Here is a 12,981-nt window from a genome sequence, read left to right as displayed (position 1 = left end):
TTCATGACTAAATTTAAGAAAATGTTAACAAGTATAGAATAATTGTCACAATATATTTGAGAATATATACTTCTTTTCAAATATAATTGAGTTAAAATTTCCCTTATGATATGGTAGAAAGGGGATTTTTATAATACTAAACTAATTGCACTTTTATATGTACAAAACATAAATAATATACGCAATCCACATTAATATTAAAGAATCCATATAATAACACTTGAAAAGGGGTAATTTAGTTGAAATTAAGAAATATGCAAGGAAAAATTTTAGCATGTATCTTACCATTAGTTTTACTAGGAACATCTATAGTATCCTTTATTGGATATACTAATTCTAAAAACATGATCAATGCTCAAATTGATGAAAAAATGGACTATAAGTTACATGAGTCTGTAGAAAATATTCAAAAACTTTTATTAAAGGATGGTAAAGTAGCTGAAACTTTGGCCAAAGTAGCCGAGACTTCAGGAGGCACTTTAAGCCCAGATGCTTATAAATCCTTATTGGAGAACTTTGTAAAAACTAATGAGGAAACATATGGTTCAGGAGTCTGGTATGAACCAAATAAATATAATGCAAGTCAAAAGTACTATGGACCCTATGCATATAAAAATAACGGTAATGTAGAATATACAGATGAGTATAGTAATGAAACTTATAATTATTTCAAGTATGATTGGTATAAAAACGCCAAAAATGCAAATAAGAGCTTAGTTTGGTCTATACCTTATTATGATGATACTAGTAAAGTTACCATGGTTACTGCAGCATCACCTTTTTATGATCAAAACAAACAGTTTATTGGTGCTACTACAGCAGACATGGATTTAACTAGTCTACAAAAAGCTATACAAGACATGAAGTTTGGTACAAGTGGTAGAGCCTTCCTTTTAAGTAGTGATGGGACATATATATCAGCCCCAGATAAAAGCAAAATTATGAAAGTTAAAATTTCAAATGACAGTAATAGTAGTTTAGCAGCTATTGGAAATGACATTGTAAAACAGAAAAGTGGTGAAAACACTTTCTACCAAAATAATGATAAATATAGAGTATATTATACTACAGTCCCAGAAACAGGTTGGACAATAGCCATAACTGTTTCTCAATCAGAATTATATGCTCCACTTAAGTCTTTTCTTTTTAAAACAATACTTACATTTTTGATAATTATTGCACTAAGCGTACTTGTAGCAATCTGGTTTAGTAGACAAATTAGGAATAACATATCAAAAGTTAACGAATTAGTACATGCTGTTTCTAAGGGAGATTTAACAAAAACATTAGAAATAAACACAAAAGATGAGTTAAATATTATGAGTAAAAATTTAAATAGTATGACTGCAGGCTTAAAAAATATGATTTCAGGGGTTTCTGAAAGTATAGAGCAGATAGTTTCTATTTCAGAGGAATTAGCTGCTAGTTCTGAGCAGACAGAAACCACTGCAAGTCAAATAGCAACATCTGTATCTCATATAGCTGAAGGCAGCAACAACCAGGTAGCAGATGCAGATAAAACAGTAAATAGTATGACCAATATTTATGGAGATATAGATAAAATATCCGAAAAGGTACAGGACGTTACAAATCATTCTGTTGAAACTTATAAAAAAGCCGAAGAAGGTACAAGTGTGGTAAATAATGCTGTAGAACAGATGGAAATCATAGATAATAATACTACAGTATTATCAAAAGTTGTAAATATACTAAATAGTAAATCAGGAGAAATCGGAAATATAAGTTCTATTATTATAGATGTATCGGAACAAACTAATTTACTTGCCTTAAATGCAGCTATAGAAGCTGCCAGAGCTGGAGAACATGGAAAGGGATTTGCCGTTGTAGCAGAAGAAGTCAGAGTATTAGCAGAACAGTCATCTAATTCATCTACTCAAATTAATGTACTTATTAAAGAAATACAAAATGAAATTCAAAAAGCAGTAACTTCCATGCAAGAAAGCAGCAAATCAGTTAAAGTGGGTATTAATTTAGTTAAAAATACAGGGACTTCTTTTAGTGAAATATTAAAAGATATAAGTAGTGTTTCTGATCAAATACAATATGTAGCTAAGGGAGTACACCAAATTACAATTTCCATACAGGATATGGTTAATTCAGTAAACAAAATATCAGATATTTCTAAGGAATCATCAGAAAGTATACAAAGTATAGCAGCTTCCTCCGAGGAACAAATGGCTATTATGAAAGAAGTAGCAGAAGTATCAGAGAATTTATCTAATATGGCTGTAAAATTAGGCTCAGATATAAATACGTTTAAGATGTAAAAATAATAGAATATATCTAAAATGGAACGTGCCTAGATCAGTGTAAATTAAATCTAGGCACGTTCCTCTTTTCACTTATTAATTGTTTATTTTATTTCAATATTACTTACTTGACAGAAGCTGTAATAAAACTTATTGTATAAATACATACAAATTTAATGAAAGAAGGAAGATAAATGAAAAATCCTATAGTTACAATTGAAATGGAAAATGGTAAATTAATAAAAATAGAACTTTATCCCGACACCGCGCCAAATACAGTAAATAATTTTATATCATTAGTTAAAAAGGGATTTTATAATGGTACAATTTTTCACAGGATTATACCAGGATTCATGATTCAAGGAGGAGATCCTGAAGGCACAGGAATGGGCGGCCCAGGTTACTCAATTAAGGGTGAATTTTCATCAAATAATTTTGAAAATAATTTGAAACATGAAAAAGGTGTAATATCTATGGCTAGAACTATGGCTCCTAATTCTGCAGGCTCTCAATTTTTTATAATGACAGATAATGCACCTCATCTCGATGGTCAGTATGCTGCTTTTGGAAAAGTTGTAGAAGGAATTGATACAGTAGATGAAATTGTAGCACAAGAAAGAGATTACAATGATAAGCCTTATGAAGACCAAAAGATGAAAAATGTAACCATAGATACTTTTGGCAAAGAATATGATGAACCACAAAAGACAAATGATTAAAATAAATAATTAGGTTAGGAGATAAATTATATGGTTTTTTTTGGACACCTTGGCCCCACAACAGCAGCTTTTAAACTTTATGAAAAGATACATAAAAAGGAGACAATTGACTATAGATTTGTTCTTGTTGGGGCAATTCTTCCTGACCTCATAGATAAGCCCATAGGAGCATTTCTATTTAGAAATACCTTCCATAATAGTCGTATATTCGGGCATACTCTTTTATTTTCACTTATACTTTTATCAATAGGCATAGGTCGTATTAAAAGAAATAAAGGAAACCGTATTTTCACACTTGGGGTTTCAACTTCAATCCATCTAATACTTGACAGTATGCAGTTATATAAAGGAATACTTTTTTGGCCATTTTTAGGATTTAAATTCCCTGAAAGACCAGAAGGAAATTGGTCACAAGGAACGCTTCAAAGACTTCTTACAGATCCCTCCTACTACCTAACTGAAATAGTAGGATTTATAATTATTATGTATTTTTTTATAAAACTTATAAAAAACAAAAGATTAAATGAATTCATACGAAATGGTAAACTCTAATTAAACACAGTATCCTAAATCAAGTAATTCTTCGGATAAAAAAAACATGCGATTAGGTTCGCATGTTTTCTATAATACTTAGAACTTATAAAATAAATTTTTAAATATCTATACAGTAAATTTATGAATCATTTCATCAAGATTTTGTGCAAGTTCCGATTGAGTTTGTGCAGATTTTGCTATATCCTGTATTGCAGTGGAAACTTCAGTTACACTACCTAATATTTCTTCAGACCCTGATGCAGATTCTTGTGTAGTTGAGGATATATTATCAATAGCTGCTGTTACTTGATCTACAGTTTGACTCATTTTATTTGCAGCTGATGCTATATCTCTAGCCATATTATTCATAAATTCAGAATCCCTATCATATGCCATACCTGTTTCCAGAAGCAGTTTCTGGCTTGGTTTTACATTATTATTTATATACTCCAGTATATCTTTTGCACTGTTAGATAAATTATTAAAAGCATCTTGAACTTGTACTACCATACTCTGAATTTGCGTAACAGCCTTTGCTGATTCCTCTGACAGTCCCCTTACTTCCTCTGCCACTACTGCAAATCCTTTGCCGTGTTCTCCAGCACTAGCTGCTTCTATAGCTGCATTTAAAGCCAATAAATTTGTCTGTTCTGCTATATCTCCTATGGAATCAGCCATTACTTTTACCTTATCAACAACTTTTCCTGCTTCTATGGCCTTTATAATGTTCTCATGCTTTTCACTATAAATTTTATCTCCATTTTCTATATCTGCTTTAGCCTTAGTTTTAACCTCAGCTGCCCGTGTTTTTATTTCTTTTACTGAAGATGATGCATTATCAGCTTTATTTGAAAGTTCAGCTGTAGTTGAGTTTATTTCCTGAACAGCAGCATCTACTTCTTCCGTTACAGCACTTAAACTTTCATTTCCCTTTGCTATTTGTTCAGTGGACTCATTTACAGTTTCTATACTAGCATAAACTTCTTCTGTTGTTGCAGATAGTTCTTCACTAGAAGCACTTATATCTGTAGAACTATTACTAATTTGTAAAATTAAATTTCTTATATTCTCCATTGACTTATTTAAAGCTTCAGCAAGCTTGCCAATTTCGTCCTTACTCTTAACATCTATTTTTTGTGTTAAGTCCCCACTTCCAATAGCTTCTCCCAATTGCAATATCTTTTTTACTTTCTCCGACATCAGTTTAGCTATTAGTATTCCTAGTAAGACAGAAACAACCAACCCTAAAACAGTTACAATTACAATAAAAATAAAAGCACTGGCCGTCATCTTGTCATTAACATCATCCTTATCATCAGCCCACTTAACATTGAGATTAATCATATTATCTATTTGACTATTCATTTTTTTCCTTACAATACTAACTTTAGGGTAAACTTTAAGTGCTTCATCATAGTTATTTTCACTAACAAGCTTTATAAGTTGCTCACGAATGTCTCTATACTCATTTACTGACTTTTTTAGTTCTTCAAATAGCTTTCTATCTTCATCCTTCGTAATAGAACTTTCATAAGTATTCATAATTTTAGTATTATCTTCTTTTAAATTAGCTATTTCTTTTTTTATATCATTAAATTCATTTTTATCCCTTTTGTATACAAGAGAAAGTAGGTCTGCCCTAATTTCCGTTTGATTGTCCTTTAAAGCTCTAATAGCATTTATACCAGCTAAATTGTCATTATGCATGTCAGCTGCATTTTTACCTATCTGTCCTATATAGATGCCTCCAATTATGCCTACTATTATTATAAATAAAGATGTTAAAATAGATAATGACATTATTTTTTGAACCATTTTTAAATTGCTAAACCACTGTTTCATTAAAATTCTTCTCCCTTCACAGTTTAATACCCCAGTTTAATATTCGATATATTTCTGGAACTCTTTATCAATTATTATTGTATTACATTTTTCGTCTAAATGACTTTCTTATTTATCCAAGCAGCATTTTGTTAAAATCTTGATTTTTATTTGATATTCTCTTCTTATACATAAGGAAGGAGTATTTATTATGGGAAAAGATTATTTATTGGAAACTCAAAAATTAACAAAAATATTTAAAAGGGATTGTGCTGTAAATGGCCTTAACATTTCAATTCCAAGAAATCATATTTACGGACTTCTTGGTGCTAATGGTGCAGGAAAATCTACTACATTAAAAATGTTAACAGGACTGCTAAAACCAACTTCAGGTAAAATCAATTTTGATGGTCATACATGGACCCGTAAGGATTTAAGAAATATTGGTGCCTTAATTGAGCAGCCTCCTATTTATGGAAATTTAACTGCAGAGGAAAATCTAAAAGTTCACACCACCCTTTTAGGGTTACCTAACAAACGTATTAAAGAAGTATTAAAAATTGTAGACTTAACAGATACAGGTAAAAAGGAAGCTAAAAATTTCTCCATGGGAATGAAACAACGTTTAGGAATTGCCACTGCAATCTTAAATCATCCTAAGTTACTCATACTAGACGAACCAACTAATGGGTTAGATCCTATTGGTATTCAAGACTTACGAAAACTCATAAAATCCTTTCCTGAGGAAGGGATGACTGTAATACTATCCAGCCACATCTTAGCAGAAGTAGAACAGATCGTAGATTATGTGGGAATTATGAGTCACGGCATATTAGGTTATCAAGGAAAAGTTAACCCAGGTGAAAATTTAGAAGAACTATTTATGAGTGTTGCAGAAAAAACTACTAGAGGAAGAAGGATTGCCAGATGAACAAGTATCTAATTGCTGAAAATTTTAAAACAAAAAGAACTATGCTTCGTAAAATACTTATTTTTATGCCTATATTATGTACTATTCTTAGCTTTACTTTTGATTATTTAGGCTTTGGATATTTCACTTCTGACTCTGTTTTTACTTCTATAAATCATTGGTCTTTATTATGGATGCCAGCTTTAATTGCTTTAACTACAAGTATGTTTCACAAACTTGAACAAAACAGCACAGGTTATAAGACGATTTTTTCTTTTCCTATTGATTTAAAGAAAACCTGGATATCTAAAATTACAATTTTATCATCATTTACATTGATATCCTCTATTTTTTTATGTGTAATTCTTACTATATTAAATATGATCTTTACTAGGACACAAGCAAATAGTGTACCATTTTACTATTGTCTTATAGCCGCTATCATAGGCTGGCTTACATCCCTCTGGCAGATTCCTCTATGCCTATGGTTAAGTAAAAAGATAAATTTCTTTGTCTTATTACTTGCAACCTGTGCAGCTAATTTAGAGCTCGGTGCAGCTTATGCCCCATCCTCTTTGTGGTGGCTATCTCCATGGACCTTTCCCCTTAGACTGCAGTGTCCAATATTGCATCATCATCCAAATGGACTACCCCTAGAACCAGGAAGCAGCTTATTGAATCCGTCAGTTATTCCAGTTGGTATTTTAATAGGAGTTTTTCTATTTTTAGTTCTAATAACTTTTACCACTTATTCGTTTAAAAAAAGTGAGGTACATTAATATGAGTGAACTTTGGCACAGCTACAAAGCAGAATTTTTTAAAAATAAACACAGTATTTTTCTCCGGGCACATATTGTGCTGCCTTTTCTCTTAGTTTGTCTTATGACTTTTACAAGGCTTGGTAAATCAAGTGATTTGGGGATATTTAGTAACTTCTTTAAACTGATGGGATTTGCCTTTTCATTACTTGCTGCAGTACTTTGCGCGCTAATTGCTGATCAAGAAAAGCAAGCTGGGCATTGTCAAATAATGCTTAGCAAACTTTCCCATAAAACAACTTCTTTTGTAAGTCAACTGTGCATGTTACTTACAATGTGCTTAGGAGCTATATTTTTTGCTATATTACTATTTTTCATATCCATGAAACTCATATTGCATATAAACAGCATAAACTATCTTTTGTATTTTAAAACAGGGGCTTTCATATTTTTATGTGTTATTTTCCTCTATAGTTTATACTTAATTTTAGCTTATCATTTTAATACAGCTGTTTGTAATATAACTGGATTTGCCGGGGTCATAATTTGTGCTGTAGCCTCTACAGCACAGGGAGACAGTGTTTGGATGTTCTTGCCCTGGGTGTGGCCCATACGGTTTATAAACTTTATAGTTATGTCTCAATACAAGCTTCAAGGTAAAATTCCCCCAAAAGAAATTTTTTTCTCATATACCCAAAATGGGCTAAATACAGGACTAACATCTATGATAATAATGACAATTTGCTGTATTATATTCTATATACTTTCCTTTCACTTTTGGGAGGGTAGACAAAAATAATCAATAAAAGTATCATGTAAATAATGGGGGGTAGAACATGGCAAAAATTTTAGCTGTAGATGATGACAGGCGAATTTTAAAATTGATAAAAAATGCTTTGAAATTAAACCATCATGAAGTAATTACACTGCAAAATCCAGAAAATATTCCTATAGAAGATTTTTGTGGATATGATCTGATTTTGCTGGATGTAATGATGCCAGGGATAGATGGCTTTGAACTTTGTCAGAAAATACGCAGTGCAGTAGATTCTCCAATTATTTTTTTAACAGCAAAAACAGACGAATCAGCAATCGTAAAAGGGTTAGCCTTTGGCGGAGATGATTATATAGCAAAACCTTTTGGAGTAATGGAATTAAATGCTCGTGTTGAAGCATACCTTAGACGTGAAAATCGCGGCAAGTCAACAAAAAAATTAGTATATGGTGATATTACAATTGATTTTGATAAGAAGGAAATACTGGTCAATAATAATGTCATTGCTTTTACTAAAAATGAATATAATATTTGCGAATTTTTAGCACTTAATCGAGGTAAAGTATTTACAAAACAGGCAATCTTTGAGGCAATTTACGATTTGGACAGTGACACTCAATTTTCAGTAATCACTGAATATATAAGATTAATCCGTAATAAATTTAAAGGATATAACTGTTTTCCTATAGAAACAGTGTGGGGAGTTGGATACATGTGGAAGTAAAAAAAACATCCTTTCAAATGTACATTATTAAATTTATCTTAAAAGTGGGGTTTTCTTTTATTATACTTTTACTTGCTTTACTTTTTGTTTTTAGTTATATCTATAATAACAAAATGCTGCTGCCATCTAAATATTCAGAACAATTAGTGGAAAAAGTAACGCCAAGTATAAAAAGTGCTAAAGAAGTGACTTCTGAATTAATACCTAAAAATTTAAAATATACAATTTTAGACAAACAAACTTTAGATGTAAAAAAAAAGTACCATGAATAAGTCCCAAATTAAAAAAGCAAAATTACGTATTAAAAACCACCAATTTACAGGAGCTGATTTTTTCGGAAATGCTTATGCTATAATCGAGCGCCCAAAAGAATACTGCGTAATTCATTACAAATTGATCATGCAATTTGCAAACCCAACCCTTCGAAATCTGATGCCTTATCCTGGATTAGCTATTGCTTTGCTTTTTACCATTATTTTGTTAATTACACTGTATTTTCTTTCCCTGCAGTTTTCAAATAAGATAAAAAGAGAATTAAACAAATTTAGCTTCATTACTCAAAAAATTGAAGATAAAGATTTAGATTTTGAGGTGCAAAATTCTTACTTTGTAGAACATCAAAAAGTTATGGATTCCTTAGATAGTTTGCGCCGCAGCCTTAAAAAATCCTTAACCTGCCAATTTGAGCAAGAAAAAAACAAAGGTGAACAAATTAGCGCATTGGCTCATGACATCAAAATACCCATTACTGTCATTAAAGGAAATGCAGAATTATTAAGTCTTACACAAAAAGACGAAAATGCATTAGATTATACAAATGAAATCATGGAAGCAGCAGGTGAAATAGAACATTATACTGAGCTTTTAATTGAAACTTCTAAAAATGATCAGTCCATTGCCCTGCACAAAGAAAAAAGCAATGTAAATAAATTTCTACATGTAATTGAGAAGGATACACTATCCTCTATTGGAAACCATCATATTCATTTTGTACTTGACATCAGTATTCCAAAAGAACTAATGTGGAACATTGACTTTTCCTCAATGAAACGAGCATTTATGAACATCATTATAAATGCACTTGAGCATACTCCAGATGAAACATCATTAAGCTTACAGGTCCATTTGAAAAACAATTTAGCTTCTTTTGTATTTACTGACTCTGGAAATGGCTTTTCACCTGAAGCACTCAAAAAAGCTGCAGAACTATTTTATACTGATAATAAAAGCCGAAGTCAAACAGGTCATTATGGTATTGGATTAACTTTTGCAGATAAAGTAATTAGGGCTCATAATGGCACTCTTCATATACAAAATGATACATATACGGGCGGTGGGCAAATTGTAATTTCATTGCCTGTAGAGCTGTAGATCTAAAAACTTAAATGTCAAACTGCCCTCTTCCCCTTTTTATCACTTAACATGATGCTTGCAGTATTGTATACATAACCGGACAATACATAAAACAAATTTTCCTGCTTATTCATATTCCACTTTTTAATATTTAAATCCACAATCCTCTTTAGCTCATTAGAAATTGCCCTAGTATATCCTCTCACTTTTCCTTGTTCCATCTTTTCAAAAATTTCTTTAGTAAGCCCTATAATTTTGATTTCGTTTATGCCAGTGTAATTGAGTTTATTAAATATAGATTCCTTATCTTCTGAGTTAATTGAACTTTTTTGAGAATTTTTATGGATATCTTTCCATTGTGCATTTCTCATTTCTCCCATAAGATACCCTAATAAAAACATAGCTATTTCTTCTTGGTCGTATTCCATTTTTTCTACATAACTTTTAATGTCGCCCTTTAGATGGAAATTTCCCCTATCCATAATCTTTCCTCCTTCATATACCCTTTTTGCTTCTCACTATATTCCTATATCTTCAAATAATATAGGAACATAGTCAATCATTTTACTTTTACTATTCTATAAATAACCATGTTTTCCTCCTTTTTGTTATATAAAATTACTATTTTGTTATTTGCATTTTCCACTTATATGGATATTTATCCTTATTTTCATTTCCATTTTTTATTAACATAAAATAGGCATCAAAAATATTTCCATCTTTGCCTTTTAAACCTTTAATTTTAACTTTACCATTTTTGAGAAGCTCTCTAACCATAGTTTTAGTAGGTTTTTTGCCCATACAAGCCAAATACTTATCATTCTTCCATATAGTAAACTTACATCCCTCTTTCCAGTTGCTACATCCAAAAGCATTTTTACCTTCTACAATATCGTGTCCGCAGCATGGACATTTTCCTAAGACTTCATTTTCAAAATTAAATACAATTTTTCCTTCTTTATCAATTACCAAGGAGGCATTAAATTTCTTTCCGCTTTTACTCTTAAATCCTTTTATGACATTAGTTTTACAATCTTTAATAAGCTTTTTTACATGGGTTTTTAAAATCTCTTTTCCTGCTATTTCATTGCCTACAAAAAACTTGCAACCTTCTTTCCATCTATTACAGCCATACCCTGATTTATTTTCAACAACCTCTCCTTCATGACATACAGGGCACTTTCCAATGCTTTCTATCTTAATTTTACTATCTGATTTATTGTTATATAGATACAGCTTTTCTATTTTAATTTTATTACCATTTTGGACAATGCTATTTAATTCATCTTTTACTTTATCTATTATTTCATTTATTCCTATTTCCTCTTTATAAACTTTTTTAAGCTGCCTGCCAAATTCAACTGTTTTTTCTTTATTTAAATCAATCTTTAATTTTTCAAGTGCTTCTATAAGTTTTTTACCTTTATTCTCACACTCTAAGTGACCTTTCAGCTCTTTTATATACTCATATTTTTTTGCATTTTTAATTATTCCTGCCCTTGTTGCAACAGTACCTATCTCACAGCCTTCAAGTATCAATTTATATTCTTCATCATCATTTTCACCTTGTAAATCTTCTACTTCTTGCTTTTTAAAAGGATTTTTAAGGAAATTGTTTAGTTCTGATTCTGTTACTCTACCAGGCTTTTGGGTTTCTTTCTGATCTACTGATAATTTAGTGTCTAATTCCTCCCCTTCTACAAATTGAGGCAATTCATTTTCCCTTTTAGATTTTTCGTATTTTAAAAAGCCAGGACTTTTTATAATATTTCCCTTTAATTGAATAATTTCATCATCTATTTTTATTAATACACTTGTTTCTTCTATTATTGTTTCTTCATTTAAAAAATTACTTATAAATCTATTCTTTATTGCAGTATAAACCTTTTTCTCACCTTCCGATAATTTTTCCTTTGATGGAATTTTTATGGTTGGAGTGATTGCACTATGACTTTCTACTTTTTTACTATTAAAAATTTTCTTGTTATCTTTAAAAGATATATCTGCATTAAAATTTTCCTTTACTGCTGCAATTACACTTTTTATTCTATCTTTTTCATTTTCCGCCAGGTACTCTGTATTAGTCCTTGGATATGTAGTATATCCATCTTCATATAGTTTCTGCAAATTTTTTAAAGTATCATCCAAAGACATTTTTTCTTCCTTAAACATTTTATTTTGTAAAGTATCCAATGAAAAAAGCTTAGGCGGCTGCTTTTTAACTTTTTTCTTTTCAACTTTATCAACTATAGCCTTTTTATCTTTCAAATTATCCAATAGTTTTTCAGCTTTATCTCTTTCATTTGCTGCAAACTTTCTATCCTTTAATTTAGCTTTTATATGTAAGTTATCTTTATTTATGACAGCCCCTATCTCAAAATAAGTTTCTGGCTTAAAATTTTCAATTTTTTCATCTCTATCATATACATATTTCACAATAGGAATTAAAACACGTCCTACAGGTAAAAATGAACCTGATTTTATACTTAAATACCTGGTTAAATTTATTCCATAACTCCAGTCTAAATATGTTCTTGCCAATCCTTCGTCATATAGATTTTTGTATTCTATATCATCTCTTAAATCTTTTAAACTTTGTATAATTGTTTGTCTTGTTTGTTCTGGCAGCCATAATCTTTTAACAGGTTTAGTAACATGTTCTTCTTTAAAAGCTCTAAATATTATATTATTTACAATTACTTCCCCTTCTCTATCTGCATCACCACAATTCACTATCTCCTGTACATCATTTCTTTCTATTAGTGATTTTATTATTTCATATTGCTTTTTTACTCCTTCGTCTTTTCGTAATCTAAATTTAAATTCTTTTGGTACAAAGGGTAATTCTTTCAAAGTCCACTTTGTTTTTTCTCTTCCAAAATAATCATCTACATCGTAAAGTTGAAGCAAGTGACCATAGGCAAAAGTAACTATATAATTTTTATTTTCAAAATATCCATTATTTCTTTCCATATTACCAATACTCTTGACAATACTCATTGCCAGACTTGGTTTTTCAGCTATAATAAGTGACTTCAATTTAGTTAATACCTCCAAAGTTTATGTCTTTAACTTTATTTGTAATAAATTTATACAATAATAATCATGAATAATAAG

The 12,981-nt window shown here is 30.6% G+C and carries 12 protein-coding genes; 9 read left to right on the top strand and 3 right to left on the bottom strand.

Translation table 11 applies throughout. From position 1 onward, the window contains the following. Positions 1–239 precede the first annotated feature (239 nt). The 3 genes from CLRAG_RS00930 to CLRAG_RS00920 all read left to right on the top strand — a co-directional run bounded on the left by CLRAG_RS00930 (position 240) and on the right by CLRAG_RS00920 (position 3,541). Positions 240–2,288 carry a methyl-accepting chemotaxis protein gene (locus CLRAG_RS00930; protein WP_065076641.1) on the top strand — a complete coding sequence of 683 codons (2,049 nt, stop codon included), beginning with the start codon at positions 240–242 and terminating at the stop codon, positions 2,286–2,288. A 176-nt stretch (positions 2,289–2,464) separates the two neighbouring features. Continuing rightward, positions 2,465–2,989, top strand: coding sequence for a peptidylprolyl isomerase (locus tag CLRAG_RS00925; RefSeq protein WP_065076640.1), 525 nt, complete (start codon positions 2,465–2,467; stop codon positions 2,987–2,989). Between the two features lie 30 nt (positions 2,990–3,019). Then, a complete protein-coding gene (locus tag CLRAG_RS00920; protein WP_065076639.1) occupies positions 3,020–3,541 on the top strand; it encodes a metal-dependent hydrolase in 522 nt (173 codons plus the stop codon). Between the two features lie 108 nt (positions 3,542–3,649). Here CLRAG_RS00920 and CLRAG_RS00915 read toward each other — a convergent pair whose 3' ends face one another. Further along, the gene (locus CLRAG_RS00915; protein ID WP_065076638.1) at positions 3,650–5,365 is read right to left on the bottom strand and encodes a methyl-accepting chemotaxis protein; all 1,716 of its coding nucleotides are present in this window, start codon (positions 5,363–5,365) and stop codon (positions 3,650–3,652) included. A gap of 190 nt (positions 5,366–5,555) precedes the next feature. Here CLRAG_RS00915 and CLRAG_RS00910 point away from each other — a divergent pair, with 190 nt between their 5' ends. Genes CLRAG_RS00910 through CLRAG_RS00890 form a run of 6 tightly spaced genes read left to right on the top strand, consistent with a single transcriptional unit; the run spans position 5,556 to position 9,882 of the window. Beyond that, complete coding sequence (locus CLRAG_RS00910) at positions 5,556–6,275, top strand: lantibiotic protection ABC transporter ATP-binding protein (protein ID WP_065076637.1); 720 nt, start codon at positions 5,556–5,558, stop codon at positions 6,273–6,275. Next, positions 6,272–7,033 (top strand): lantibiotic immunity ABC transporter MutE/EpiE family permease subunit, encoded by a 762-nt coding sequence (locus CLRAG_RS00905; RefSeq protein WP_065076636.1) that lies wholly within the window; start codon positions 6,272–6,274, stop codon positions 7,031–7,033. Before CLRAG_RS00910 ends, CLRAG_RS00905 begins: the two co-directional genes overlap by 4 nt. Before the next feature lies 1 nt (position 7,034). Then, on the top strand, positions 7,035–7,811 hold the full coding sequence (locus CLRAG_RS00900; RefSeq protein ID WP_065076635.1) for a lantibiotic immunity ABC transporter MutG family permease subunit: 777 nt from the start codon (positions 7,035–7,037) through the stop codon (positions 7,809–7,811). A 37-nt stretch (positions 7,812–7,848) separates the two neighbouring features. Continuing rightward, positions 7,849–8,511 (top strand): response regulator transcription factor, encoded by a 663-nt coding sequence (locus tag CLRAG_RS00895; protein ID WP_065076634.1) that lies wholly within the window; start codon positions 7,849–7,851, stop codon positions 8,509–8,511. Next, on the top strand, positions 8,502–8,783 hold the full coding sequence (locus CLRAG_RS21005) for a hypothetical protein (RefSeq protein WP_242872070.1): 282 nt from the start codon (positions 8,502–8,504) through the stop codon (positions 8,781–8,783). The genes CLRAG_RS00895 and CLRAG_RS21005 overlap by 10 nt, the downstream gene beginning before the upstream one ends. After that, positions 8,776–9,882, top strand: coding sequence for a sensor histidine kinase (locus CLRAG_RS00890; protein WP_242872069.1), 1,107 nt, complete (start codon positions 8,776–8,778; stop codon positions 9,880–9,882). Before CLRAG_RS21005 ends, CLRAG_RS00890 begins: the two co-directional genes overlap by 8 nt. Before the next feature lie 17 nt (positions 9,883–9,899). Here the strand turns inward: CLRAG_RS00890 and CLRAG_RS00885 are convergent, their stop codons facing one another. Both CLRAG_RS00885 and CLRAG_RS00880 read right to left on the bottom strand, forming a co-directional pair. Beyond that, positions 9,900–10,346, bottom strand: coding sequence for a TM1802 family CRISPR-associated protein (locus CLRAG_RS00885; RefSeq protein ID WP_065076633.1), 447 nt, complete (start codon positions 10,344–10,346; stop codon positions 9,900–9,902). A 139-nt stretch (positions 10,347–10,485) separates the two neighbouring features. Further along, positions 10,486–12,903: a type IA DNA topoisomerase gene (locus tag CLRAG_RS00880; protein ID WP_083985479.1), complete on the bottom strand. Its 2,418-nt coding sequence runs from the start codon at positions 12,901–12,903 to the stop codon at positions 10,486–10,488. Between the last annotated feature and the right edge of the window lie 78 nt (positions 12,904–12,981).

This window comes from Clostridium ragsdalei P11, from assembly GCF_001675165.1.
Lineage (GTDB): Bacteria > Bacillota > Clostridia > Clostridiales > Clostridiaceae > Clostridium_B > Clostridium_B ragsdalei.
The sequence above is the reverse complement of the archived record's forward strand: the minus strand, read 5'-3'. Positions and strand labels throughout refer to the sequence as shown.

Excerpts from the sequence above, each read along its gene's own strand:
- CLRAG_RS00925 (WP_065076640.1), top strand. The coding sequence starts at position 2,465 with ATGAAAAATCCTATAGTTACAATTGAAATGGAAAATGGTAAATTAATA.
- CLRAG_RS00920 (WP_065076639.1), top strand. The coding sequence starts at position 3,020 with ATGGTTTTTTTTGGACACCTTGGCCCCACAACAGCAGCTTTTAAACTT.
- CLRAG_RS00915 (WP_065076638.1), bottom strand. The coding sequence starts at position 5,365 with ATGAAACAGTGGTTTAGCAATTTAAAAATGGTTCAAAAAATAATGTCA.
- CLRAG_RS00910 (WP_065076637.1), top strand. The coding sequence starts at position 5,556 with ATGGGAAAAGATTATTTATTGGAAACTCAAAAATTAACAAAAATATTT.
- CLRAG_RS00905 (WP_065076636.1), top strand. The coding sequence starts at position 6,272 with ATGAACAAGTATCTAATTGCTGAAAATTTTAAAACAAAAAGAACTATG.
- CLRAG_RS00900 (WP_065076635.1), top strand. The coding sequence starts at position 7,035 with ATGAGTGAACTTTGGCACAGCTACAAAGCAGAATTTTTTAAAAATAAA.
- CLRAG_RS00895 (WP_065076634.1), top strand. The coding sequence starts at position 7,849 with ATGGCAAAAATTTTAGCTGTAGATGATGACAGGCGAATTTTAAAATTG.
- CLRAG_RS00890 (WP_242872069.1), top strand. The coding sequence starts at position 8,776 with ATGAATAAGTCCCAAATTAAAAAAGCAAAATTACGTATTAAAAACCAC.
- CLRAG_RS00885 (WP_065076633.1), bottom strand. The coding sequence starts at position 10,346 with ATGGATAGGGGAAATTTCCATCTAAAGGGCGACATTAAAAGTTATGTA.